This window comes from Streptomyces sp. NPDC033174 (assembly GCF_055577795.1).
This window is the reverse complement of the sequence record NZ_JBVIPQ010000014.1, coordinates 89398-113361: the sequence shown is the minus strand read 5'-3', so window position 1 is coordinate 113361 and position 23964 is coordinate 89398. Positions and strand designations below refer to the sequence as shown.

Sequence of the window (23964 nt, the reverse complement as noted above, 5' to 3'; positions counted from 1 at the left end):
GGTTGTGGGGGAATGGCGGAGGGGATGAAGGGTGGTTGTGTCGTAACGGTCCCCCCCCCCCCCCCCCCCCGCCGCGACACCTGTCGACGCGAACCATCGCCGAGGCACCCCGATGCGACAGCCATGGCCGCGACAGCCATCGAACGGTCCGCCACGGCCGATCGACGGCGGATCGCGGGCCGGTCAGCAGATCCTGGGCAGCTGCTCCCCGATCGGCGGGTCGACGACTCGCCTGCCGCCGAGTGCCGTGCGGGCCACGACCATGCCCGGGTGTGACTCCACGGCCTCGCCGATAACTGTGGCCTTCGCGCCGAGTGGATGCGCGCGCATCGCGTCGAGAACAGCTTCGGCGTGCTCGCGGGGAACGAACGCCACGAGCTTCCCCTCATTGGCCACGTACATCGGATCGAGGCCGAGGACGGCGCAGGCGTTGGCCACGGGCTGAGGCACGGGGATTTTGCGTTCCTGCAGGACGACGCCGGTGCCGGAGGCCGCGGCGATCTCGTTCAGGGCTGCCGACAGCCCTCCGCGAGTGGGATCGCGCAGGGCGTGGAGGTCGGGGGTGACGGCGAGCATCGCCTCGACGAGACCGCCGAGGGGGGCGCAGTCGCTCTCGATCTCCACCCCGAATTCCAGACCCTCCCGGACACTCATGATCGCCACCCCGTGGACGCCGATCTCACCGCTGACGATCACGACGTCACCCGGACGCACACGGGTGGCCCGAAGATCGACGCCGTCTGGGATGAGGCCGATCCCGGAGGTGTTGATGAAGATGCCGTCCCCGTGACCCGATTCGACGACCTTGGTGTCGCCTGTCACGACTTCCACGCCGGCCGCTCGTGCGGCCGCGCCGAGTGCCGTGGCCACCCGGTCGACGACCTCGATCTCGACACCCTCCTCCAGGATGAATCCGCAGGACAGGTAGGCGGCCCGCGCGCCGCTCATGGCGAGGTCGTTGACCGTGCCGTTGACCGCGAGGTCGCCGATGCTGCCCCCGGGAAAGAACAGCGGCCTTACGACGAAGGAGTCGGTGGAGAACGCCAGGCGTGCGCCGCCGAGGGACACCGAGGCGGAATCGCCCAACTGGGAGAGAACGTCACCGCCGAAGGCGGGCGCGAAGATGTGCTGGACGAGCTCGGCGGAGAGGACGCCACCGCCGCCGTGGCCCATCACCACGCGTGGCTGGTTCCGCAGCGGGGCCGGGCAGCTCCAGGCGGTGAGGTCGGGTGCGGGGAGCTTCGTGGTCTCAGACAACGGGGATCACCTCCGGTGACGGGGTGGTGACGTCGAGGCGCCGGTAGAGGTAGTACGCCGCGCACGCACCCTCGCTCGAAACCATGGTGGCGCCGAGCGGAGTGCGTGGTGTGCAGGTGGTGCCGAACGCCGCGCATTCGTTCGGCTTGAGCAGCCCTTGGAGCACTTCGCCGCTGCGGCATTCGGCCGGTTCCCGGGTCGTGATGCCGGTGACCGAGAAGCGGTGCTCGGCGTCGAACTCGCGGTAGCGGGGGGAGAGCCGCCAGCCGCTGTCGGGGATGATGCCGATGCCTCGCCAGGCCCGGTCCGTGACTTCGAAGACGTCCTCCAGCATGGCGAGTGCGGCGGGGTTGCCCTCAGGCCGGACGGCGCGTGCGTAGGCGTTGTCGACGGTGTGCTCGCCGCGTTCCAGCTGCCGCACGGCCCGGCGTACGCCTTCGAGGATGTCCAGTGGTTCGAACCCCGTCACGACGATGGGGACGCGGTGACGGGCCGCCAGTTCCGGGTACTCGCCGATGCCCATGACACTGCACACGTGGCCGGCCGCGAGAAACGCCTGCACCCGGCAGCTCGGTGACTGCATGATCGCCTCGATCGCCGGGGGCACCCGGACATGGGAGACGAGCAGGCTGAAATTGGGGATGCCCAGCTTCTTCGCCTGGTGGACCGTCATGGCGTTGGGCGGAGCCGTCGTCTCGAATCCGATGCCGAAGAAGACCACTTCGCGCTGCGGGTTCTCCTGTGCCACCCTCAGGGCGTCCAGCGGAGAGTAGACGACGCGTACGTCGCCGCCCTCGCTGCGGACCTGGAAGAGGTCCCGGCCGGTTCCCGGGACGCGGAGCATGTCTCCGAAGGAGCAGAAGATCACATCGGGCCGGGACGCGATCTCCAGCGCCTTGTCGATGACCTCCAGCGGGGTGACACACACGGGGCATCCCGGCCCGTGGATCAACTCCACCTGTTCGGGCAGGAGCTGGTCGATCCCGTGGCGGATGATGGAATGGGTCTGGCCGCCGCAGACCTCCATCAGCGCCCAGGGGCGGGTCACCGTGGCGTGGATGTCGTCGAGCAGTCGGCGGGCGAGGACGGGATCCTGGAACTCCTCGATGTACTTCACTGCTGCGCCTCCTGCTGCGGGTGTGGGTCGACGGGGGCCTCGGTGAAGGGCCCAGCAGGGCCGCCGGCCTCGGCGGCCAGTTCCCATGGGTCACCGAACTCCTCCTGGAGAAGCCCGAGTTGCGCGAAGAGATCGAGGGTCTTCCGAGCCGACTCCTCGTCCAGACGCTGGAGCGCGAAGCCGACGTGGACGATTGCGTATTCGCCGACCTCGAGGTCCGGGAGGTACTCCAGGCACACCTCCTTCTGCACGCCGCCGAAGTCGACGGTGGCCATGCGGGTGCCTTCTCTCTCCCCGATGTCAAGCACTCTGCCGGGTACCGCCAGGCACATGGACTTCTCCTTGTCGTGGGTGATCTGTGAGGTGGGCGGTCCCCGCCACCATGAGCTGCCCCAGCGCCAGTCCGCCGTCGTTCGGGGGGACCCGGTGATGGCGGAGGACCGTGAAGCCGCGCTCGCGCAGCGTGCCGGCGCAAGCAGAGGAGAGCAGGGTGTTGCCGAAGACCCCGCCCGTCAGGGCGACGGTCTCGAGGCCGTGCCTCTCGCGGGCCAGTTCGCACAGTCGGCCGACGAGATCGGCGACGGAAGCGTGGAACCGCGCGGCGATGACGGTGCGGTCCGCGCCGGACCGCACGTCGGCCACCACCGAGGTCAGGACGGGCCCCGGATCGGCGATGACCGGGCTCCCGTGATCCGGCGGCGGAACCTGCACGGCGAAGGCGTAGCCGGAACCCGCGTCCGCCGCTCTGAGCGCGGCGCCCTCGAGCTCGATCGCGGCCTGGGCCTCGTACCCGGACCGGTGGCAGATGCCGGCCAGGGAGGAGACGGCATCGAAGAGGCGGCCCATGCTCGACGTGGGGGCGCAATTCACCCCGCGTTCCAACTGACGCTCGAGGATGACCAGTTCATCGGGAGGGCAGTGGGCCGCGCACGGCAGGTCGGGTGCCCAGGCGATGCCGGCAGAACGCAGATGGGACAGCGCCATGCGGTACGGGCGGTGCACGGCCGCGTCACCGCCCGGCAGCGGGACGTAGGCGAGGTGGGCGAAACGCGCGTACCCGGCGTAGTCGGCGAGGAGGATCTCGCCGCCCCAGACCGCTCCGTCGTCGCCGTAACCCGTGCCGTCGAAGGCGATGCCGATCACCCTCCGCCGGCCGTCCAGGCCGTGTTCGGCCATGGTCGAGGCGATGTGCGCGTGATGGTGCTGGACGGGTACGAGCGGCCGGGCACCGGCACTCCGCCGCGCCCAGTGACCGGATCGGTATCCCGGGTGCCGGTCGCACGAGAGTCGCGCGGGGATGACGCCGGTGATGGACTCCATCTGCTGTTCGGCACGTGCGTACGCATCCTGCGTGGCGAGGTCGTCCATGTCACCGATGTGCGCGGACAGCCAGGCCCGGCGGCCCTCTCCGATACAGAAGGTGTTCTTCAGGTCTCCTCCCACGGCGAGGGTCGCGAGGACCGGCAGGGGCAGGGACACCGGCAGGGGAGCGAGGCCACGGGACCGGCGCAACGTCAGCACCTCGCCGTCGCAGACACGCATCACGGAGTCGTCGCACGGAACATGGATCGGGCGGTCGTGGGTGAGCCAGGCGTCGGCGATCCCGGCCAGCCGCTCCAGCGCCTCGGTGTCGTCGGTGACGATCGGCTCTCCGGACAGGTTGCCACTGGTCATGACGAGCAGCGGTGGGCCAGGGGGATCGCCGGGGAGTCCGAGCAGCAGGTGATGGACGGGCGTGTACGGGAGCATCACACCGAGGTCGGGACAGCGCGGCGCGACCTCCTCGGACGGGCCCGCGGCGGCGATCCGGCGGCGCAGCAGCACGATGGGCCGCACGGGCCCGGTGAGCAGGCTCCGCTCCTCGGGGCCGACATGCACGAGGTGCTCGACCGCGGTGACGTCCCGGGCCATCAGGGCGAAGGGCTTGTCACCCCGCGCCTTGCGGCGGCGCAGCTCCGCCACGGCGCCCGCGTGGGAGGCGTCGCAGGCGAGGTGGTATCCGCCGAGCCCCTTGACCGCCAGGATCTTTCCGGCGGCCAGGAGCCGGCGGGCCTCGGAGACGGGGTCGGCATCCCCCGCCGCACGAGGAGGCAGGGGAGGGCGGCCGACGAGCAGCGTCAGACGCGGACCGCAGTCGGGACAGGCGACCGGCTGCGCGTGGAACCGGCGGTCGCCCGGGTCGGCGTACTCGCGGGCGCAGCGGGGACACATCGGGAACGCGGACATGGTCGTGTGTGCGCGGTCGTACGGCACTGCGGTGACGATGGTGAAGCGGGGACCGCAGTGCGTGCAGGTGATGAAGGGGTGCCGGTGGCGGCGGTCGACGGGGTCCGCCAGCTCGGCGAGGCACGCGGCGCAGGTCGCAACGTCGGGGGAGACCAGCGTCCGGGCGGGGCCACCCGTGCGGGAGGCGACGATGGTGAATCCGGAGCCGCCCGCGACGGGGACCTCGCAGTGGTCGACCGCGTCCACCACGGCCAGCGGGGGAGCGTCGGCCGCGAGCCGGTCGCAGAACTCCGACACCGCTGCGGGCGCTCCCTCGACCTCGGCGACGACGCCGTCCGGCGTGTTCGTGACGTGCCCGGCCAGTCCCAGCCCGATGGCTCGGCCGTAGACGTAGGGCCGGAACCCGACGCCCTGCACCACACCCCGAACGGTGACCCGCCGGCGCTGCACGGCTTCCATCAGGGGGTCTCCGCCGCGGCGGGCTGCGCATGCGGAGCACTGCGTCCGGGACCATGGTCAGGCCGGTGGCCGGCCCTGCTCTCGTGCTGCTGCGAAGCGTGGTGGTGAGCGTTTCCGTGCTGCCGCGTCATGACGGGTACGTGCGTTCCCGCGCCCGTACCGGCTGCCAGTGCCCGGTCGAGAAGGACACCGGCCCCTTCACCCCCGCGTGTCGAGGTGAGGACCACCTCGACGCCCGGATTGACCTGTTGCACGTTCGTGCGGAACGCGGCCTCGTCGAACTCGACGGCCTTCGCGATGTCGGTCTTGGTCACCACGACCAGCTGGGCCAGCCCGAAAGCGGTCGGGTACTTCAGGGGCTTGTCCTCGCCCTCGGTCACCGAGGCGAGGACGACCCTCAGTGACTCCCCGAGGTCGTAGGAGGCCGGGCAGACCAGGTTGCCGACGTTCTCCACGAAGAGGATCCGGGTGCCCTCGGGCAGCCACCCGTCCAGGTGCCGGCCCAGCATCCCCGCCTCCAGGTGGCAGAGCCCGTCGGTGAGCACCTGCTTGACCGGCGCGCCGGAACGGGCGAGCCGTACCGCGTCGTTCTCGGTGGCGAGGTCGGCGGTGAGTGCGGCGACGGCGACGCCCCGTTCGCGGGCGAGGAGCAGTTCCCGCTCCAGCAGCGCCGTCTTTCCGCTGCCGGGGCTGGACAGCAGATTGACGACCGTGACGCCCTGGGCCCCGAGTCCGGCGCGCAGGGCGTCCGCCGCCGCGTCGTTCTTCGCGAGTACCGCCTGTTGCAGGTCGACCACTCGGCACATGTTCAGGCCTCCTCGGAGATCGGTTGGCGAGTGCCCGGGGCAGTGGGGCCGTCTTCCCATTCGGCGCGGACGATCCTCAGCTCACGGCCCGACAGGAGCGTGACGTCGGTGGCGTTTCCACAGCCGGGGCAGCACAGTTCAGGAGGCATTCCGACCGCCCATTCGACGGTGCAGGAGTCGCAGCGGGCACGGGCCTCGACGGACTCGGTGCTGAGCTCCGCGCCTTCCAGGACCGTCCCGGCGCAGGCCAGTTCGAAGCAGAAGGCCAGCGCGTCGGGTACGACACCCGCCAGCTCGCCGACCTGAAGCCGGACGGCGGTGACAGCGGTCGCGCCACTGGCCTCGGCGGCTTCCTCCACCTGGGCCACGACGGCCATGGCGATCGACATCTCGTGCATCGGACTCCGTCCTGCCGCCGCTCATTAGACCGGCGCCGGGAGGGCGCTGCCGTCGGGCACGCCGACGACGGCATGCCCTGTACACCGTTCGGGCCTGACGGGCCGACGGCTCACATCCTGCGGATGCGGAAGTAGCGTCTGATGTCGGGGAGGACCTGTACCAGTACGGCGACGAGTGCGGCGGCGGTCGCCCCTCCGATGACGGTCTTCTTCATGGGACTCTCCTTGGTTCGCGGTGGGGCCGGGCTTCCTCGGAATGGAGGCCGGACGCGCCCTGGAGCAGGTCCAGGACCGTCCGTACGGCCTCCGTAACGGCATCGGCCACTGGTGGGCTCAGGCCGATGCCCTCGTCGACGGACTCCGGTTCGCAGCCGACGACCAGCGTGCGCCGGGGCGGAGTGGAGCCGGTCCCCGCGCACAGCGTGTCGAGCAGGGCGAGGACCGTGTCCGGGGACATCTGGTGGCCGTCGAGAGCGGCTCCACGGGGGGCCGCCGCACCGGGCTCGTCGACCTCGATCAGATAGAGCGTCCCGGGTGCGCCCCCGCGTGCGGTGGCGTCGACCAGGACGAGCGTGTCGTAGCCGTCGAGAAGCTGGTAGGCGAGGTGGACGCCCCGCACCCCGAAGTCGACCACCTCCACCCCCGGGGGCAGGTCATGTGCGGACAGGGCTCGCACGGTCTCCACCCCGAAGCCGTCGTCGCCGAGGAAGACGTTGCCGATGCCGGCGACCAGGATCCTGTCGCTCACGCGTCCTCCAGCGGGCTGACCTCGTCGGGCTGGAAGTACAGGAACCTGCCCTGCTCCCGGCGGATGTCCGCGCCCGGATCGTCCTCCACGGTGACCGCGAGGTGCACGCCGCCGTCGACATCGTGCAGCACGGCCTCGACCTGGGCGGCGCGCCCCTGGAGGAACAGGTCCTGGGCGTCGGTGCGCCTCGGACCGGGGCGCAGGAGGACGCGGCTGCCCACGCCCACGGAGACGCCGTCGACCGTGACCCGGTCACGGGCCGGGTCGGCGGTGTCCGCGCGGGCCGGATCCCACCAGGGGGTGTCCGGCCGAAAGACCGCCTCCTCCCGAGGGAGTTCGCCCAGAGGCCCGGCGAGTTCCGGTGACGGCTCGGACGCCGGGTCCGGACCCGTGACCTCGCGCAGGGCGCGCACCGCGCCGTGGAGCCGCTCCAGCACCTCCGGCGGCATGGAGTCGGCCAGGTCGATCACGGCGGCCGCCCGGGCGTCCGTTCCGCGCGCCTCGCGCTTCTCCTGGTCGGTCAGGGCCGCTGTGCGCAGGGCGAGGATCTCGTCGATCTCGGTCGCGTCATACATCGCCCCGGCGCTCTCGGGTGCGATGGCCGGGTGGTCCTCCAGAATGATCGGGGAGGAGAGCACCACGTCCGCGCGCCCGGGTTCACCGGCAAGCACGGGCCATGTACGCAGGTTGCTGCACGAGGCGACCGCCCCCCTGGCCCACTCGGGCGGATCGGTCATGGACACGAAGGACCCCGAGTCCAGACCCAGCAGAAGGTGCGCGGCGACGAGGGAGCGGGGGAGGGCCGCATCGCGTTCCGTGCTCCGCGGGTTCTCCGTCCCGGGAGTCCACGGGCTGGTGTTCTCCACCACCGCGGTCAGTTTCGACACCCGGTAGGGGCCGGGGACGTCGCCGAGCCGGAGCCGTACGACGCCCTCGACCTCCTCCGTGCGCCGGACGAGCCGGCCGAGGCACCGCCCCTCGGCGTCGACGACCGGCTCGAAGTCCTCGCGAGCACGGCGGGTGAAGGGGTGGGTGACGCCCTCGGCCGCCAACTCGGAGACGGTTGCCTGGATTTCGATCCGCTCCTCGATCCCTTCGTCCCAGGGGACCAGGATCCGGTCCGCCAGGCGCAGTTCGGCGACCTCGGTGAACGTGCCGTCCTCCAGGACCTCTTCGACGGTGCGCCGCTGGGCGTGGAGGAAGCGCAGCTCCACCGTGAGGGTCGCCTCGCCCCTGGGCTCCATCAGGATCTCGGTCTGCAGGGACGAGTGCTCCTCGTGCGCGGGGCCCCAGGCCGGCGGGACCAGGACCCCGAACTGCCAGCGCAGGCGGTTCTTGGCGGCCGACGCGCGATACGGATAGAGCACGTACCCCTCGAAGAGGACGGTGTCGGCCACCTGCCGGGCCGCGGCGAACAACGAAGCCGGCGCGGTCGTCGTCATGGCGCCGTCCCTTCGGTCACCGGGGACCGGACGCCGGCCGGCCGGAACGGGTTCGGTGGCGGCGACGGTGCGGCGCTCACCCCGTCCAGGAGGGCCCGTACTGTCGCCTCCCACGAGGCGAACGCGTGACGCGAGCGGAAGGCGAGCAGCTCGTGCATGGTGTCGCGGGGGAGCCGGAGCCAGCCGCAGCCAGGGAAGTGCTGCTCGACCATCTCGCGCCACACGGTCACCGGCATCCCGAAGACCGCTTCCCGGTCCCAGGGCACCGGCTCCACCCGGAAGCCGCGGTCGCCGGTGAAGGCGGTTCCCGAGAACAGCATCAGCAGCGGCGCCTCTCCCCCGTCGAGGGCGTGGAAGTAGCGAGTGGCCGCGATGTCCATGTCGTACGTGCACGGCACGGGTACGTCCGTCTCGGTCTCGCCGGTGAAGCCGGGCACCATGAGGGAGACCTGGGCGAACTGCACAGGCTGGAGCGTGCTGCCCCATCGGGACCGCTCGCCGAACAGGTCGGCCAGGCCCAGCGCCTCGGCTCGGTCGTAGTCCCGCCGGGCCGGCTCGATGCGGATCTGGCAGCGCAGGGCCATGGCATGCACCGGGGTGCTTCCGGCGGCGGTGATGCGCAGCCGGAAGACGAGGGTCGGCCCGGCGGCGTACGGATCGGCGCGCACACCGGTGCAGGTGAAGGTGAACTCCGTCATGACAGCGGCACCTCCACGACGGGCCGGGCGCGCTTCTCCACATCGTCGAAGAAACTCCGCAGTGCCGCCCGGGCCTCCGCACCTCCGTCGAAGCCCTGCCACAACAGCCGCATCCGCCCCACCAGTCCGTAACAGATGTCGATCGGCACCAGGAAGCACATGGTCCGCCCTTCGGAGCGGTACAGCAGCAGTGCCTCCACGTCGGGTTCGAGCAGGTCCGACAGGCGTCCCGCGCCGAGCACGGTCTGCCAGGTCTGCGGGTCGAGCTCGCATTCGGTGGCTCCCGCAGGGCTGGGGTAGAACCCGACAAGACGGTCGAGGGCGGCGTTGCGGAAGAAGAACGCGACACTGACGGGGATCTGGAGGAGCGCCCAAGCGCTGTCGTCGAGCCGGTGCCCGGGGTCGACGAGACAGCGGTCGGGGACGGCGCGGAACCGTCCTGTCGTCACCCCCGGACGGTCGAAGAGCAGGGCGCAGGCGGTACAGGCGCAGACCAGAGCGCGTTTCTCGGTGTCCACCAGATGGCGGTGGCCGTCCTCGGGCACCACCGTTGCGCACAGTTCGCAGGTCTCGGGCCGCGGCGTGGGTGGACCGGTGAACCGTCGCAGGCCGCGCGGGCCGTCCACTGCCGCGTGGTGCGCGCTCACGTCACCCGCGCCGGGGTGTGCGGACGCGTGCCGATCTGGAGCAGGGGCTTGGGCGGCTCCTCGGCCGGCTCCAGCTGCACGCTTGTCACCTCGGGCGCGAAGCAGGCCAGCACCTCTTCCACGGCCTGCCGTTCGGACGCCGTGTCGCCGCTCCCGGAGCATCCACAGCCCGTCCCGCCGCCGGCGGGCCGCAGCCGCAGGACGCCCGTGGTCTCGTCGAAAGCGATCAGGTGCAGGGGCTGACGTACGGAGGCGAGAGCGCGTTCGATCCGTGTGCGGACGTCCTCGGGGTGCAGACGGTGCAGGGCGAGCAGACCGGCCACCAGGTCGTCGTCGAACAGGGCGGTCGGCGGGGCGTCACCGAAGTGCTCGACGATACGGGCGAGTCCGGCGCCGTAGAAGTCCATCAGGACGCGCACCAGTTCCTCGGCGTCCGCGCAGACCGCCCGGTCACCGGTGGCGGCGAGCCGGTCGAGCACCTCCTCGACCCTGCGCCCCGCCTCCTGGGCGTCGATCGCCGCGCTCATCCGGCCAGTCCGCTCAGACCGGTGGGCACGTGCATCGTCTTCACCGTCTTGCCGCCGCCGACGTACATGTGGACTCCACAGGGCAGGCAGGGGTCGAAACTGCGGACCGTCCGCATGATGTCGATGCCCTTGAAGTTCTCCGGGGAGTTCTCTTCGAAGATCGGGGTGTTCTGCACCGCGTCCTCGTACGGCCCGGGCGTACCGAAGGTGTCACGGGTGCTGGCGTTCCACGGAGTCGGCGGATAGGGATGATAGTTGGCGATCTTGCCGTCCCGGATGACCATGTGGTGCGACAGGACGCCTCGCACGGCTTCGGTGAAGCCGACGCCGATCGACTCGTCCGGCACCTCGAACTTCTCCCAGGTCTGGGTGCGCCCGGCGCGGACCTCCGCCAGCCCCTGCTCGGCGCAGTGCAGCGCGATCGCGGCGGCGTACGCCTGGAAGTACGTGCGGGCGCGGTTGCGCTCCAGGGCGTTGCTCCACTTCGGGATCTTCCACTCGAAGCGGGTCTCGGGCTTGGTCATCGTGCGCGGCAGGTTGATGACGACGCTGTTGCCCGTGGCCTTGACGTAGCCGACGTCGACGAGACCGGACAGGGCGGTGGACCACAGGCGGGCGATGGGGCCGCCGCCGGTGTCGAGAGCGAGGTGCTCCTTGCCGTCGAACCAGCGGGGCGACATCACCCAGCTGTACTTGTCGTCGAAGTTCCGCTTCTGGGGCGCCGGGAGGGTGTGCTGGTTCCACGGGTGACGGGGGTCCACCGGATTGCCGAGCGGGTCGTGCGTGACGAACTGCTCCTGGCCCGCCCAGTCGTCGTAGTACGAGCTGCCCAGCAGGATGCGAATGCCCAAATTGATCTCGGTGAGATCATTGGTGACCAGCTTGCCGTCGACGATCACGCCCGGGGTGACGAACATCTTCCGGCCCCAGTCGCTCATGTTGGCGTAGGTGAAGTCGCAGTGCTCCGGGTCGTTGAGCGCTCCCCAGCAGCCGAGCAGGACCCGCCGCCGGCCGACCTCCTCGTACCCCGGCAGAGCCTCGTAGAAGAAGTCGAAGAGGTCGTCGTGGAGCGGGACGACCCGCTTCATGAACTCGACGTATCGCATCAGGCGGCTCATGTAGTCGGTGAAGAGCTGCACCGAGGCGATGGTGCCGACGCCGCCCGGATACAGCGTGGAGGGGTGCACATGGCGGCCCTCCATCAGGCAGAACATCTCCCGCGTGTAGCGGCTCACTTGGAGGGCCTCGCGGTAGAACTCGCCCTCGAGCGGGTTGAGCGAGCGCATGATGTCGGCGATGGTGCGGTAGCCGTGGTCGCCGGCGTGCGGAGCCTCGGTGCGTTCGGCCAGTTCGAGGACGCCGGGGTTGGTCTCGCGAACCATCTTCTCGCAGTAGTCGACCCCGACCAGGTTCTCCTGGAAGATGTTGTGGTCGAACATGTACTCGGCCGACTCGCCCAGGTTGATGATCCACTCGGCCAGGTGCGGCGGCTTCACCCCGTAGGCCATGTTCTGTGTGTAGACGGAGCAGGTGGCGTGGTTGTCACCGCAGATCCCGCAGATGCGACTGGTGATGAAATGCGCGTCGCGCGGGTCCTTGCCGCGCATGAACACGCTGTACCCGCGGAAGACCGACGAGGTGCTGTAGCACTCCGCCACCCGCTTCTGCTTGAAGTCGATCTTCGTGTGGATTCCGAGACTGCCCACGATCCGGGTGATCGGATCCCAGGCCATCTCGACCAGGCCGCTGCCGTCACCGGCCGCCTTCGTCTTCGGTGCCATCGTGTCTGCCGTGACCCTTCTTCTGAATTGGCGGGCGGGGTTGTGGGTGCGGGCGGGGCCGGGGACGCCGCTCACCAGGGCGGGCGGTAGCCGGTGGTCAGCTGGTCTCCGGTATGGCGCCACTTCGGCTCCTGGTCGACGGTGTGCGCCGTCATCGTCCGGAGCCGGCGGACGACCGCTCCGTACACACCGCTGGCTCTGCTGGAGACCTTGGCGCCGGGAGGTTCGTCCATGAACGGCATGAATTTGTCGGGGAAGCCGGGCATCGTGCAGGCGATGCAGATGCCGCCGACGTTCGGGCACCCGCCGATGCCGTTCATCCAACCGCGCTTGGGTACGTTGCACTTGACGACCGGGCCCCAACAGCCGAGCTTGACGAGGCACTGGGGCGAGTCGTAGGTGCGCGCGAACTGCCCCTGTTCGTAGTAGCCGGCACGATCGCAGCCCTCGTGCACCGTCGCCCCGAAGAGCCATGTCGGGCGCAGCTTGTCGTCCAGCGGAATCATCGGCGCCGAGCCCGCCGCCTGGTAGAGGAGGTAGGTCAGCGTCTCCGCGAAGTTGTCCGGCTGGATCGGGCAGCCCGGTACGCACACGATCGGGATGCCGGCCTGGGACTTCCAGTCCCAGCCCAGGTAGTCGGGCACGCCCATGGCGCCGGTCGGATTGCCCGCCATCGCGTGGATGCCGCCGTACGTGGCGCAGGTTCCGATGGCCACGACGGCCAGCGCCTTGGGGGCCAGCCGGTCGATCCATTCGCTGGTCGTGATCGGCTGACCCGTCTCCGGGTTGTCGCCGAAGCCGCACCAGTAACCCTCGGGTTTGATCGCCTCGTTGGGGACGGAGCCCTCGACGACCAGGACGAAGGGGTCGATCTCCCCGCGCTCGGCCTTGAAGAACCACTCGATGAAGGTGTCGGCGCCCCCCACCGGTCCGCATTCGAAGTCGATCAGCGGCCAGTGGACAGCGATCTTCGGCAGACCGGGCAGCGCGCCGAGCGCGATCTCCTCGATGCTCGGCTGCATCGCGGCGGTCAGGGAGACCGAGTCGCCGTCACAGCTCAGCCCCGCGTTGATCCAGAGAATGTGGATCGGGGACTCGTCCCCGGAGGTGTCGGCTACTTCGGCCGTGGTCTGCGTTGCTGCATCCATCGGGATGCCTCCTAGGGAGGTATGCGGCGATAGGTCGCATATCGACCATCATCCTTCTTGATAACAAGGAGCGGGCCCCTCCGCTACATCACCGTCGACCGATGGGGCGACCGCGACCGTCGCCCTGTCAGGGGGCAGGGGCGAGGTGGGGCGGAGTGCGGTCCGGACGTTCCTTGCGTACGAACGCGCGACGCAGCGCGTGATAGGGCGCCTCCGGGGCGGAGAAGGTGCGCAGCATGTGAACCAGCTCCTCCTCCCGGTAGGCCGCCAGTGGCTTCACGGCCTCCTGCCGCTCCAGCGCGGACTTCTTGGCGACGATGCGTGACTGCACCGCGGGTGACGAGGCCAGGTGTACGGCCATCCGGGCGATCTCGGCGGAGAACTCCTGCGGGTGGCAGTCCACCAGTCGGTCCACCAGGCCGAGTCGCTGCCCGGCCGTCGCACTGACCGGCAGTGCTTCCTCCATGAGGCGATCCGCCGCTGCCGCCCCGGCGCGCCGGGGCAGCGTGTACGTCCAGTACTCGGAGCCGTACAGCCCCATCAGCCGGTAGTGCGGGTTCAGGACCGCGCCCACCCTGCACCAGACCTCGTCGGCGGCCAGGGCCACCATCGCCCCGCCCGCGGCGGCGTTGCCGCCCAGCGCGGAGACCACCAGGCGGTCGGTGGTCCGCAGGACCGCCTCGACCAGGTCGTTCATGGCGTTGATGTTGGCCCAGGATTCCTTCCCGGGGTCCTCCGACGCCTCGATGACGTTCAGGTGGATCCCATTGGAGAAGAAGTCCCGGCAGCCACCGAGCACCAGAACCGAAGTGGGCCGGGAGCAAGCTGTCCTATAGGCCTCCAGCAGGCGGCGGCACTGCGCGGTGCTCATCGCTCCGCCGGGGAACGAGAACGAGAGAAGACCGGCCTGGCCCTTCTCCCGGTAGCGGATGTCGGACCAGGCGTGGCCGAAGTCGTCCGTGATCAGCGGCGCGGGGAGCTCAGGGACCTTCGGCAACTGCCCCGCGAGTGCGGCGACGGCGGGGAGTTTGATCGAGGCCGGCCCTCCAGGTTGCCGCCGGCGGCGCAGCTCGGGGATCCACACGGCGCCGTCGGCTGTGGCCCGGCAGATCGCCCCAGCCCTGGTGGCCAGCAACTCACCCGGTCGACCGCGCAGTCCGAACTCGGGGTGGCCGCCGTGCAGAAACCACTCACCGCCGAGCAGCTCGTCCAGCACGCCGGGCTGCGAGTCGGCGGCGCGCAGCTTGCGCACCACGGTCGCGGTGGAGTCCGATTCCCAGCTGATACGGCGCAATTCCTGAGCGAAGTACGGCCGCGTGCGGGCGGCGGCGACGCCGGTCGCACCCGCCTGGGCCTGCGGGGTGTAGGCACCGGAGGCGAAGCGCTCTACAGCCAGCAGCACTGCGGCCGCCGCCGCGTCGGACACCTCGTTGCGGTACAGATCGCTCTTTCCCACCGGCGGTAGCGTGCAGGCCACCGTCGCCCAGACGTCACCGGCGTCCATCTCCGCATTGGCCTGCAGTACGGTGACACCCCACTGGATCGCGTCCTCGTGGATCGCCCAGTCGAGCGAGGACGGGCCCCGGTCGCCCACGGGCCCCGGGTGGACGACAAGACATGTGTGTGCGGCCCACACGTCCTCGGGGATGGCGCTCTTCAACATGGGCGCCACGACGAGGTCCGGGTCATGCCGGCGCACTGCCGTCAGCAAGGACGCGTCGCCGAGGGCGAGCTCCACCACCACGCTGTGGCCGTGATCTCTCAACTCGGCGTGCACCCGCTGTGTAAGGCTGTTGAACGCGCTTGCCACGAGCAAGATCCGCACCGGCGACCTCCGATTCCCAGCGCCCCAGGCGGGACAGGCGCTGACCCGACGGCCATGTTCGACCACTGGGGAACCGAGCCTGTCCACGCGCTGCCGCAGCGTCCCTCGAACGGGCGCTGCCGAGGGCCACAAGGCGGCTCATCAGTGCGCGGATCGCCCCTGCGCACGGCGCGAACGGACTACACGGGGCGCCGTCCCGGAGCGGGTGGCCGGCGCACGGTTGGTCCGTGACTGGCCCGGAAGCGCTGGTCAGGAAGGGGACGATGGTGGGGAAACTGCTGGCCACGGCAAGAACCGGGCGTCACCATCAAGGGAACACCGGAAGGCGCCTGACGGGTGGAAGCCCAGGTCGGGCGCCCTCTCTCGTGTGTCTAGAAGAAGCCGAGCTTCTTCGGGGAGTACGACACCAGCAGGTTCTTCGTCTGCTGGTAGTGGTCCAGCATCATCTTGTGGGTCTCGCGGCCGATGCCCGACTGCTTGTAGCCGCCGAACGCCGCGTGCGCCGGATACGCGTGGTAGCAGTTCGTCCAGACCCGGCCCGCCTGGATCGCTCGCCCTGCCCGGTAGGCGGTGTTGATGTTCCGGGTCCACACGCCCGCGCCGAGGCCGTACGGCGTGTCGTTGGCCGTGCTGATGGCGTCGTCGAAGTCGGTGAACGAGGTGACCGCCACCACCGGGCCGAAGATCTCCTCCTGGAAGATCCGCATCCGGTTGTCGCCCTCGAAGATGGTCGGCTGGACGTAGTAGCCGCCGGCCAGTTCACCGTCGTACTCGATCCGTAGGCCGCCCGTGAGGATCTTCGCGCCTTCTTGGAGGCCGATGTCCAGATACGAGAGGATTTTCTGCAGCTGGTCGTTGGACGCCTGCGCTCCGATCATCGTGTCCGTGTCCAGGGGGTGGCCAGGCAGGATCTTCTCTGTGCGGGCGACCGCCGCCTCCAGGAACTCGCTGTAGTGGCTGCTCTGGATCAGCGCCCGCGACGGGCAGGTGCACACCTCGCCCTGGTTGAGGGCGAACATGGTGAACCCTTCGAGTGCCTTGTCACGGAAGTCGTCGTCCGCCGCCCAGACGTCGTCGAAGAAGATGTTCGGCGACTTCCCGCCCAGCTCCAGCGTGACCGGCTTGATGTTCTCCGAGGCGTACTGCATGATCAGCCGCCCCGTCGTCGTCTCGCCGGTGAACGCGATCTTGGCGACGCGCGGGCTGGACGCCAGCGGCTTGCCCGCCTCCGCGCCGAAGCCGTTGACGATGTTCACCACGCCGGGCGGCAGAAGGTCGGCGATCAGGCTCATCCAGAAGTGGACCGAGGCCGGGGTCTGTTCGGCGGGCTTCAGTACGACGGCGTTACCCGCGGCCAGCGCGGGAGCCAGCTTCCAGGTCGCCATCAGGATCGGGAAGTTCCACGGGATGATCTGCGCCACCACCCCGAGCGGCTCGTGGAAGTGGTACGCGACGGTGTCTTCGTCGACCTCGCTGAGGGAGCCCTCCTGGCCCCGCAGCGCCCCCGCGAAGTACCGGAAGTGGTCGATGGCGAGCGGGATGTCGGCCGCCAGCGTCTCGCGGACCGGCTTCCCGTTCTCCCAGCTCTCGGCGACCGCCAGCTCCTCCAGATGTGACTCCATCCGGTCGGCGATCCTCAGCAGGACGTGCGCGCGCTCGGCGGGCGCCGTACGGGCCCAGGCGGGCGCCGCGGCGTGCGCCGCGTCCAGGGCACGCTCGACGTCCTCGGCGGTCCCGCGGGCCATCTCGGTGAAGGGACGGCCGTCGACCGGGCTCGGGTTCTCGAAGTACCGGCCTCGGGCCGGGGCGACGTACTCCCCACCGATCCAGTGGTCGTAGCGGGAAAGGTACGACATGATCGCGTCGTCGGTACCCGGCGCTGCGTAGCGGGTCATCGTGCACGGCCTCCCTCGGACGGCGGCCGGCCGCCCTCGGCCGGCGCTCACGGCGAGGCTAGGAACCGGGACGTTGCAACCCCGTTGCGCCGGCGGACAGTTCCCTGTCCAGTGCGCGCAGCCGGGCCACCACCGGCGGCCGGGCGCTCGCCGGCACCGCCGCCGCCAGCGCCCTCCACACGACCGGGTCGTCCTCGCCCCACGGGCTGTACGCCCAGTCGGCGAGCAGCCCCGGGTCGCCCCGGTCTACCAGCGCGGCGCGCAGCTGACCTGCCAGCCGCTCGCGCAGCCGCACGACGGCCGGTGCCGAGGAGCCGGGCAGCAGCGGACCCGCGTAGCAGCCGAGCGCGGCGGACAGCGCACCCGAGGCGAGCCGGCGCGCCACCGTGTCGAAGTCCGCGTCCAGGACTCCCGCCAGCCGGTACGGCCGCGAACGCAACAGATCCGCGCCGAGGATCGCGCGCAGCCGCGACAGCTCGGCCCGCAGCGTCACCGGGGTGACCGACTCGTCCTCGTACAGCAGCGTCAGCAGCTCCTCACCGCCCACACCTTCCGGACGCCGGGTCAGCACGGCCACGATCTCGCTGTGGCGGCGGCTCAGCCGGATGCTGCGCCCGCCGGCGACCAGCAGCGCCTCGTTCCGGCCGAGGGCCGTCAGCCGCATACGGTCGTCGGACGGCACCGGGGCCAGCAGGGCCAGCTGGGACTCGGCCGCGCGCGCCACCGCCTGCACGAACGCCAGGCTGTGCGGATGCGCGAGCCGGTCCCCGCCCGTGATGTCGACGGCGCCGAGCAGCCGCCCGCTGTGCGGATCGTGCACCGGCGCCGCGGCACACGTCCACGCCTGCACAGGCCGCCGGAAGTGCTCGGCGGAGAAGACCTGAACCGGCCGGTCCAGGGCGATCGCGGTGCCCGGCGCGTTCGTCCCCGCGACCGACTCGGTCCAGCGGGCGCCGGCGACGAAGTTCATCGGACCGGCCCGGCGCAGGGTCGCCGCGTGCCCCTCGACCCACAGCAGCCGCCCCGACGCGTCGCACACGGCCACCAGATGTTCCCCGTCGGTCGCGTACGCGCCCATCAGCTCCCGGACCACCGGCATCGCGGCGGCCAGGGGGTGGCCCTCGCGGTAAGCGGCGAGGTCGTCGTCGGCGAGCTCCACACAGGCGGCGCCGTCCGGGCTCACCAGGGCCCGTGCCGAGCGCCGCCACGACTCGGCCACCAGCGCCCGTACGGAAGGTCTCGGCATCTCCCCGCCGGAGGTGAACGCGTCGTGAGCCCGCCGCAACGCGCCGGCGTCCGGCCCCGCGGCCGCCCATGCGTCGATGCCCAACTCGGCCTCCCCGGTGAGGGTTTCGGTCCCGTGGGGCTCATCGTGGTACCGGCGCGGACCGCCGACAACCGGGCGCGCGCCACCCTGTCCGGTCTTCGCTCCCAAGCCTCCCGTACAGTGGGCCCGGGCCGTGACTGGCGCGTGAGGTGGAGTACCACCGGGGAGCGGCCCGACGGACTCCGACCGGACCCCGTCACTGCCGTGCGCCTGGGCGATCAGCATCGATGCTCAGGAGTCGCCCATGTCCACCGTCCCCACCGCCCGCCTCATCGACGGCACCGCGCTCGCCCGCCGCACCGTCGAGGAGACCGCGGCCCGCGCCGCCGAGATCACCCGGCGCACCGGCACCGCCCCCTGCCTCGCCACCGTCCTCGTCGGCGAGGACCCCGCGTCCGTGACGTACGTCCGGATGAAGCGCGCCCGCTGCGAGAAGGCCGGAATCCGCTCCCGCCACATAGAGCTGCCCGCCACCACCACGACCGAGGAACTCGTCGCCACCCTCACGGACCTCTCCCAGGACCCCGAGGTCAACGGCATCCTGCTCCAGCACCCGGTCGGCCCGCACATCGACGAGCGCGCCGCCTTCGAGGCCATCGCCCCGGAGAAGGACGTCGACGGCGTCACCATGACCTCCTTCGCCGCGATGAGCTTCGGCCTGCCCGGCTTCGTGTCCTGCACGCCCGGCGGCATCATGCGGCTCCTCGACGCCTACGACGTGGACCCCACCGGCAAGCGCGCCGTCGTGGTCGGCCGCAGCGCCATCCTCGGCAAGCCGGCCGGGATGCTCCTCCTGGCCCGGGACGCCACGGTCACCTACTGCCACTCGCGCACCACCGATCTCTCCTCGATCGTCCGCGAGGCCGACATCCTGGTGGCGGCCGTCGGCCGCCCGCGCTTCATCCGCGGCGAGGACATCAAGCCCGGCGCTGTCGTCATCGACGCCGGCTACAACCCCGGAAACGTCGGCGACGTCGACTTCGAGCCCGCGGCCAGGCGGGCCGGCCTGATCACGCCCGTTCCCGGCGGCGTCGGCCCGATGACCATCGCGGTACTCCTGGCCCAGACGGTGGAGGCGGCCGAGCGTCAGCTGGGCCTGCGGACCGGCACCCGGGCGGGGGCGGATGGCCCAGGGGGTGTGGGCGCGGCCGATGGCCGGTGACAGGCCCCTTGGCCTCTGTCCGCGACCCGCCCCGGCCCGGGCGCGCTCCCGGCTCCCGAGGACAGGCCCGGCCTGCCTCAACGGCGACCAGGGCGCGCCCTGTTCCTCCCCGTCCCCGTCCAGCCCGGCCCGTCTCGGCCGCCCCCACCGCTCAGGCGGAGCCTTCCAGGAACCCTGCCAGTGCCGTCGCCGGGTCCTGGTCCGCCGGGCCCGCGGGTGCCCACCGTCCGCTCTCCTTCCGGTAGGGCCACCACCGGCCGTCCTGCCCCAGGCGCAGCTGTACGTCCTCGCCCACCACCGTCCAGCGGGCCGCGCCGCTCACCGGCCGCAGGTGCGGGCGCTCGCCCGCCTCCCACGCCTCGGCGAGCCGGGCCGCCGCGCGCTCCAGGGCCTCGGGCGTGGGCGTCCACTCCTCCTCCAGTACGGCCAGAGCGGCCGGGCCCCCGACACGCCACGCGCGCGTGGCCAGGTCCAGGGCGGCGCGCTGCCGTCCCGTCCCGGCGGCCAGCCGTGTCACGATCCCAGGGGCGGGGGCCGCCGCGGCCAGTCGTACCGCGTCCTGGTCCAGGTTCAACGGGGGCTCGACCGGGTGGCCTTCATGGCCCGGAGCCAGGGCCTCCGCCAGCATCCGACATGCCCGCGCCGCCGCGTCGGCCGCCAGGAACTCCAGGGCGGCCGGGTCCAGACCCGGGGCGGGTCCCGCCTCGGTGTCCAGGGCCGGGGGTTCGCCGACGGCCGTGGGCAGCGGCGGGGGAGGGGGCAGCGGAGGCAGGATGTCCCGTGCGGCGAACGCCTCCGCGGCCGGCACCCCGGCCGGCGACCCCGCCGGTTCCCCGCCCCAGGCCGGCTCCCGGTGCTCCCGCGCCGCCCGTGCGACGCTGCGGACCTGAAGCGCGTCGAGCAGCCGCCGCTCTCCGCGCCCCCGCATCAACAGCAGCACGAAGGGATCCTGGTCGAGAAGGCGCGCCACCTGATAGCAGAGCGCCGCCGTGTGCGCGCAGTGGTCCCACGCCTCGCAGCCGCACTCGGGCTCCAGATCGCCGATCCCGGGCAGCAGGTCGAGACCCGCGGCCGCCGCGTCCTCCACCAGGTGCGGCGGCATCTCGCGGTCCAGCAGGGCCGCGATGTGGCCGGCGCTCTCGGCGGCCAGATCCAGCAATCGCTCCCACTCCCCGTCGGAGAATTCGCGGAGCAGCACATCACTGCGGTGCCCCGTGCCGTCCCGGTCCTTGACGACGGCGGTGAGCCGCCCCGGCCGCACCGAGACCGCGCCGACCGCCCCCTCGCGCGCGTTCCTCCTCCCCTTCTTGAGCTGCTCGCCGTCCAGGACGGTGTCCTCCAGCGCCTTCAGCCAGGCCCGCCCCCACCAGCTCCGCGCGAAGCCGCCGCCGCTCACCGGCGCCGGCGCGGCGAAGGTCCGCTCGTCCTCGCCGCCGAACCGGCCCCCGCCCTTCCCGTCCTCGTCGCGGCCGTCGTCGTCGTACGTGTCCCGCGTGTCTCTCATCGGCCGCTCCCTCGCAGCTCCACCAGATCCGCCAGCTCGGCGTCGGTCAGTTCGGTCAGCGCTGCCTCGCCGGAGCCCAGAACCGTGTCCGCCAAGGCCTGTTTGCGCGCCAGCATCCCGGCGATCCGGTCCTCGATCGTGCCCTCCGCGACCAGTCGGTGGACCTGCACCGGCTGGGTCTGGCCGATCCGGTAGGCGCGGTCGGTGGCCTGCGCCTCCACGGCCGGATTCCACCAGCGGTCGTAGTGCACGACATGACCGGCACGGGTCAGGTTGAGCCCGGTGCCCGCCGCCTTCAACGACAGCAGGAAGACCGGCACTTGGCCCTCCTGGAAGCGGTTCACCATCGCCTCCCGCTGGGCGACCGGTGTGCCGCCGTGCAGGAACTGCGTCACCACCCCGCGGTCCGCCAGATGCCGTTCCAGGAGCCGTGCCATGGTGACGTACTGGGTGAAGACCAGCACGCTCGCGCCCTCGGCGAGGATGGTGTCGAGAAGCTCGTCGAGGAGTTCCAGCTTCCCGGAGCGGTCCGCGATCCTCGGCGCCTCCTCCTTCAGGTACTGCGCCGGGTGGTTGCAGATCTGCTTCAGGCTCGTCAGCAGCTTCACCACCAGGCCGCGCCGCGCCATGCCGTCGGCCTCGGCGATCGCCGCCAGCGTCTCCCGTACCACCGCCTCGTACAACCCGGCCTGTTCCCTGGTGAGGGACACCGTGTGGTCGGTCTCGGTCTTCGGCGGCAGCTCGGGCGCGATGCCCGGGTCCGACTTGCGGCGCCGGAGCAGGAAGGGGCGGACCAGCGCGGCGAGGCGCTCGGCGGTGGCGGGGTCGTCGCCGCCCTCCACGGCCTGCGCGTACTGACTGCGGAAGGTTCCGAGGCGCCCCAGCAGCCCGGGCGTCGTCCAGTCCAGGATCGCCCACAGCTCGGTGAGGTTGTTCTCCACGGGGGTGCCGGTCAGGGCCACCCGGGCCCTGGTCTCGATCGTGCGCAGCTGCTTGGCCGTGGCGGCGTACGGGTTCTTGACGTGCTGGGCCTCGTCGGCGACGACGAGACCCCAGGCCGGCCGCGCCAGTCGTTCGGTGTCGAGCCGCATCGTGCCGTAGGTGGTGAGGACGAACTCCCCGTCCGCCAGCCCTTCGAGGCTGCGCGCGGATCCGTGGAAGCGGCGTACGGGCGTGCCCGGCGCGAACTTCTCGATCTCGCGCTGCCAGTTGCCCATCAGCGAGGTCGGACAGACGACGAGCGTGGGGCCGGCGGCCGCCGGGTCGGTCTGCCGGTGCAGATGGAGGGCGATGAGGGTGATGGTCTTGCCGAGGCCCATGTCGTCGGCGAGGCAGCCACCGAGACCGAGGGACGTCATGCGGTGCAGCCAGTTCAGTCCGCGCAGCTGGTAGTCGCGCAGTGTGGCAGCGAGGGCGGCGGGCTGGGCGATCTCCTGTCGACCGCCCTCCGGGTCCGCCAGTCGCTCACGCAGCCGCGCGAGCGGGCCGGTCGCCTCGACGGCGACGCGCCGGCCGTCGACCTCGGCCGTGCCGGTCAGTACGGCGCCGAGCGCGTCGATCGGGGTGACCTTGCGGTCCTGGCTCTCCCGGGCGCGCCGGACCTCCTCCGGGTCGATGAGCACCCACTGGTCGCGCAGGCGCACGACGGGCCGTCCGGCCTCGGCCAGGCGGTCGAGCTCGGCGCGGGTGAGGTCGTCGCCCCCGAGGGCGAAGCGCCAGTCGAAGGAGAGCAGGGCGTCGGCGGAGAGGAACGACGGCAGACCGGAGGTGTTCCGGCCACCGGCCCCGTCGGCTCCGTCGCTCCCCTCGGCACGTCCGGCGCTTCCGGCGCTTCCGGCGTTTCCGTCCGCGGTAGCGTCGCTGTCCGCCGGTGGTCCGATCACGGCGCGCGCGGTCAGCTCACGCGTCAACTCCCGGGGCCAGTGCACCTGGACGCCCGTCGCCGCGAGCGCCCGCGCGGCCTCGCCGAGCAGCTCGGTGACCTCCTCGTCGGCCAGATCCACGGCGTCCGGCACCGCGGCCGACAGCAGCGGGGTCAGCGGCGCCCAGGCGCGGGCGGCGCGGCGCAGCGCGAGCAGGGCGTCCATCCGCGCCCGGGGCCCGAACGCGCCGCCGGCCGGGCCCGCTCCGGTCCAGACCTCCGCCGCGTCCGCCACCAGCGCCGGGTCACTGACGCTGTGCAGCTGCGGCACGGCCCGGAAGGCGGGGGCCAGTTCGTCGGTCAGTCCCGGCAACTCGACGCGCAGGGAGACGCGTACACCCGCGTCGTACCCGGCAGCCACGTCCGACGCCCAGCCGCGATGGCCGGGCAGATACTGCGGCTCGTCGGCCGCGTAGGCGGGGCCACCGGCCGCGAGCGGCGCGGCGGGCGTCCGGGGCAGCGTGTCCGCCACCGCGTCCAGAAAGGCACGCAACAGGCCCTCCTGCTCGGGCAACAGGACCTCCTTCTTCCTCCCCTCGCCGTCCTCCGCCGCCGCGAGGGGGACGGCGTGGGCGTCCGGCGGCATCGAGGCGGCGAGCGTGCGGACGCGCTCCAGATCTTCCGGGGACATCGGCCCGATGCGCCAGGCGTCATGGTCCGTGGCGGTGAGACCGGGCAACAGCAGCCCTCGCGCGACAAGTTGGAGGCCCAGCAGGGCCGCCGCGCCCCAGAACGCGCTCGCCGGTGAGGCGTCGGGAGACATCCGTGCCCGGGTGAGAACGGGCAGCGCGTCCCGTACGGGCAGCACCAGCGCCGGGACGACGCGGGGCCGGGCGTCGTCCGCGACGACGACGTGGTCCTCGACCCCGGCGCCAGGGGCGGCGGGTGGCACCTCACCGTCGGGCGACCAGAAGGCGATCCGTCCCCGGCGGGCGGGATCGGCGGGCAGGAAGACGGCGGAGCAGGCGACGAGTGGGGAGAGCTGGGGGAGGGTTGCCGCGGGAAGTCTCTGCACAGCGAAGACGCATTCCTCAAATTTGACTACTGCGGGACCGGAGCCGCCGAGGGTACCGGAT

At 71.5% G+C, this 23964-nt stretch carries 20 protein-coding genes and 1 riboswitch; of the genes, 1 reads left to right on the top strand and 19 read right to left on the bottom strand.

The genetic code is table 11. From position 1 onward, the window contains the following. Positions 1 to 183 precede the first annotated feature (183 nt). The 17 genes from hypE to ACZ5VC_RS31670 form a co-directional block, all read right to left on the bottom strand. Complete coding sequence (hypE, locus tag ACZ5VC_RS31750) at positions 184 to 1257, bottom strand: hydrogenase expression/formation protein HypE (protein ID WP_469123431.1); 1074 nt, start codon at positions 1255 to 1257, stop codon at positions 184 to 186. Next, positions 1250 to 2374, bottom strand: coding sequence for a hydrogenase formation protein HypD (gene hypD, locus ACZ5VC_RS31745; protein WP_469123430.1), 1125 nt, complete (start codon positions 2372 to 2374; stop codon positions 1250 to 1252). The genes hypE and hypD overlap by 8 nt, the downstream gene beginning before the upstream one ends. After that, positions 2371 to 2706, bottom strand: coding sequence for a HypC/HybG/HupF family hydrogenase formation chaperone (locus ACZ5VC_RS31740; protein ID WP_469123429.1), 336 nt, complete (start codon positions 2704 to 2706; stop codon positions 2371 to 2373). Before ACZ5VC_RS31740 ends, hypD begins: the two co-directional genes overlap by 4 nt. Continuing rightward, positions 2675 to 5059 (bottom strand): carbamoyltransferase HypF, encoded by a 2385-nt coding sequence (gene hypF, locus ACZ5VC_RS31735; RefSeq protein ID WP_469123428.1) that lies wholly within the window; start codon positions 5057 to 5059, stop codon positions 2675 to 2677. The genes ACZ5VC_RS31740 and hypF overlap by 32 nt, the downstream gene beginning before the upstream one ends. Next, positions 5059 to 5865, bottom strand: a complete 807-nt coding sequence (gene hypB / locus ACZ5VC_RS31730; RefSeq protein WP_469123427.1) for a hydrogenase nickel incorporation protein HypB — start codon at positions 5863 to 5865, stop codon at positions 5059 to 5061. The genes hypF and hypB overlap by 1 nt, the downstream gene beginning before the upstream one ends. Before the next feature lie 2 nt (positions 5866 to 5867). Beyond that, positions 5868 to 6263, bottom strand: a complete 396-nt coding sequence (hypA, locus tag ACZ5VC_RS31725; protein ID WP_469123426.1) for a hydrogenase maturation nickel metallochaperone HypA — start codon at positions 6261 to 6263, stop codon at positions 5868 to 5870. Between the two features lie 110 nt (positions 6264 to 6373). Continuing rightward, a complete protein-coding gene (locus ACZ5VC_RS31720; RefSeq protein WP_469123425.1) occupies positions 6374 to 6478 on the bottom strand; it encodes a DUF6893 family small protein in 105 nt (34 codons plus the stop codon). Beyond that, positions 6475 to 7011: a hydrogenase maturation protease gene (locus ACZ5VC_RS31715; protein WP_469123424.1), complete on the bottom strand. Its 537-nt coding sequence runs from the start codon at positions 7009 to 7011 to the stop codon at positions 6475 to 6477. Before ACZ5VC_RS31715 ends, ACZ5VC_RS31720 begins: the two co-directional genes overlap by 4 nt. After that, complete coding sequence (locus ACZ5VC_RS31710; RefSeq protein ID WP_469123423.1) at positions 7008 to 8453, bottom strand: hypothetical protein; 1446 nt, start codon at positions 8451 to 8453, stop codon at positions 7008 to 7010. Before ACZ5VC_RS31710 ends, ACZ5VC_RS31715 begins: the two co-directional genes overlap by 4 nt. After that, positions 8450 to 9151 (bottom strand): DUF6084 family protein, encoded by a 702-nt coding sequence (locus ACZ5VC_RS31705; protein WP_469123422.1) that lies wholly within the window; start codon positions 9149 to 9151, stop codon positions 8450 to 8452. Before ACZ5VC_RS31705 ends, ACZ5VC_RS31710 begins: the two co-directional genes overlap by 4 nt. Continuing rightward, entirely contained in the window at positions 9148 to 9798 is a 651-nt protein-coding gene (locus tag ACZ5VC_RS31700; protein ID WP_469123421.1) for a DUF5947 family protein, read from the bottom strand. Before ACZ5VC_RS31700 ends, ACZ5VC_RS31705 begins: the two co-directional genes overlap by 4 nt. Next, positions 9795 to 10325 carry a hypothetical protein gene (locus tag ACZ5VC_RS31695; RefSeq protein WP_469123420.1) on the bottom strand — a complete coding sequence of 177 codons (531 nt, stop codon included), beginning with the start codon at positions 10323 to 10325 and terminating at the stop codon, positions 9795 to 9797. Before ACZ5VC_RS31695 ends, ACZ5VC_RS31700 begins: the two co-directional genes overlap by 4 nt. Continuing rightward, entirely contained in the window at positions 10322 to 12106 is a 1785-nt protein-coding gene (locus ACZ5VC_RS31690) for a nickel-dependent hydrogenase large subunit (protein ID WP_469123419.1), read from the bottom strand. Before ACZ5VC_RS31690 ends, ACZ5VC_RS31695 begins: the two co-directional genes overlap by 4 nt. Before the next feature lie 71 nt (positions 12107 to 12177). After that, a complete protein-coding gene (locus ACZ5VC_RS31685) occupies positions 12178 to 13254 on the bottom strand; it encodes an NADH-quinone oxidoreductase subunit B family protein (protein ID WP_469123418.1) in 1077 nt (358 codons plus the stop codon). Between the two features lie 127 nt (positions 13255 to 13381). Further along, positions 13382 to 15079 (bottom strand): enoyl-CoA hydratase-related protein, encoded by a 1698-nt coding sequence (locus ACZ5VC_RS31680; RefSeq protein ID WP_469123417.1) that lies wholly within the window; start codon positions 15077 to 15079, stop codon positions 13382 to 13384. A gap of 371 nt (positions 15080 to 15450) precedes the next feature. Next, complete coding sequence (exaC, locus tag ACZ5VC_RS31675) at positions 15451 to 16974, bottom strand: acetaldehyde dehydrogenase ExaC (protein ID WP_469123416.1); 1524 nt, start codon at positions 16972 to 16974, stop codon at positions 15451 to 15453. Positions 16975 to 17032: 58 nt separating this feature from the next. Then, a complete protein-coding gene (locus tag ACZ5VC_RS31670; RefSeq protein WP_469123415.1) occupies positions 17033 to 18304 on the bottom strand; it encodes a GAF domain-containing protein in 1272 nt (423 codons plus the stop codon). A gap of 120 nt (positions 18305 to 18424) precedes the next feature. Further along, positions 18425 to 18524: riboswitch (ZMP/ZTP riboswitch) on the top strand. Positions 18525 to 18545: 21 nt separating this feature from the next. Here ACZ5VC_RS31670 and ACZ5VC_RS31665 point away from each other — a divergent pair. Further along, positions 18546 to 19463 (top strand): bifunctional 5,10-methylenetetrahydrofolate dehydrogenase/5,10-methenyltetrahydrofolate cyclohydrolase, encoded by a 918-nt coding sequence (locus ACZ5VC_RS31665; protein WP_469123414.1) that lies wholly within the window; start codon positions 18546 to 18548, stop codon positions 19461 to 19463. Between the two features lie 151 nt (positions 19464 to 19614). Here ACZ5VC_RS31665 and ACZ5VC_RS31660 read toward each other — a convergent pair whose 3' ends face one another. Together ACZ5VC_RS31660 and ACZ5VC_RS31655 are read right to left on the bottom strand one after the other, a co-directional pair. Next, a complete protein-coding gene (locus ACZ5VC_RS31660; RefSeq protein ID WP_469123413.1) occupies positions 19615 to 20967 on the bottom strand; it encodes an SWIM zinc finger family protein in 1353 nt (450 codons plus the stop codon). Beyond that, positions 20964 to 23903 (bottom strand): DEAD/DEAH box helicase, encoded by a 2940-nt coding sequence (locus ACZ5VC_RS31655; protein WP_469123412.1) that lies wholly within the window; start codon positions 23901 to 23903, stop codon positions 20964 to 20966. The genes ACZ5VC_RS31660 and ACZ5VC_RS31655 overlap by 4 nt, the downstream gene beginning before the upstream one ends. Positions 23904 to 23964: the final 61 nt, after the last annotated feature.

What these genes read in the sequence shown, in the direction of transcription:
- ACZ5VC_RS31740 (WP_469123429.1), bottom strand. Translation starts at nt 2,706, where the DNA reads ATGTGCCTGGCGGTACCCGGCAGAGTGCTTGACATCGGGGAGAGAGAA.
- hypF (WP_469123428.1), bottom strand. Translation starts at nt 5,059, where the DNA reads ATGGAAGCCGTGCAGCGCCGGCGGGTCACCGTTCGGGGTGTGGTGCAG.
- hypB (WP_469123427.1), bottom strand. Translation starts at nt 5,865, where the DNA reads ATGTGCCGAGTGGTCGACCTGCAACAGGCGGTACTCGCGAAGAACGAC.
- hypA (WP_469123426.1), bottom strand. Translation starts at nt 6,263, where the DNA reads ATGCACGAGATGTCGATCGCCATGGCCGTCGTGGCCCAGGTGGAGGAA.
- ACZ5VC_RS31720 (WP_469123425.1), bottom strand. Translation starts at nt 6,478, where the DNA reads ATGAAGAAGACCGTCATCGGAGGGGCGACCGCCGCCGCACTCGTCGCC.
- ACZ5VC_RS31710 (WP_469123423.1), bottom strand. Translation starts at nt 8,453, where the DNA reads ATGACGACGACCGCGCCGGCTTCGTTGTTCGCCGCGGCCCGGCAGGTG.
- ACZ5VC_RS31705 (WP_469123422.1), bottom strand. Translation starts at nt 9,151, where the DNA reads ATGACGGAGTTCACCTTCACCTGCACCGGTGTGCGCGCCGATCCGTAC.
- ACZ5VC_RS31695 (WP_469123420.1), bottom strand. Translation starts at nt 10,325, where the DNA reads ATGAGCGCGGCGATCGACGCCCAGGAGGCGGGGCGCAGGGTCGAGGAG.
- ACZ5VC_RS31690 (WP_469123419.1), bottom strand. Translation starts at nt 12,106, where the DNA reads ATGGCACCGAAGACGAAGGCGGCCGGTGACGGCAGCGGCCTGGTCGAG.
- ACZ5VC_RS31685 (WP_469123418.1), bottom strand. Translation starts at nt 13,254, where the DNA reads ATGGATGCAGCAACGCAGACCACGGCCGAAGTAGCCGACACCTCCGGG.
- exaC (WP_469123416.1), bottom strand. Translation starts at nt 16,974, where the DNA reads ATGACCCGCTACGCAGCGCCGGGTACCGACGACGCGATCATGTCGTAC.
- ACZ5VC_RS31665 (WP_469123414.1), top strand. Translation starts at nt 18,546, where the DNA reads ATGTCCACCGTCCCCACCGCCCGCCTCATCGACGGCACCGCGCTCGCC.
- ACZ5VC_RS31660 (WP_469123413.1), bottom strand. Translation starts at nt 20,967, where the DNA reads ATGAGAGACACGCGGGACACGTACGACGACGACGGCCGCGACGAGGAC.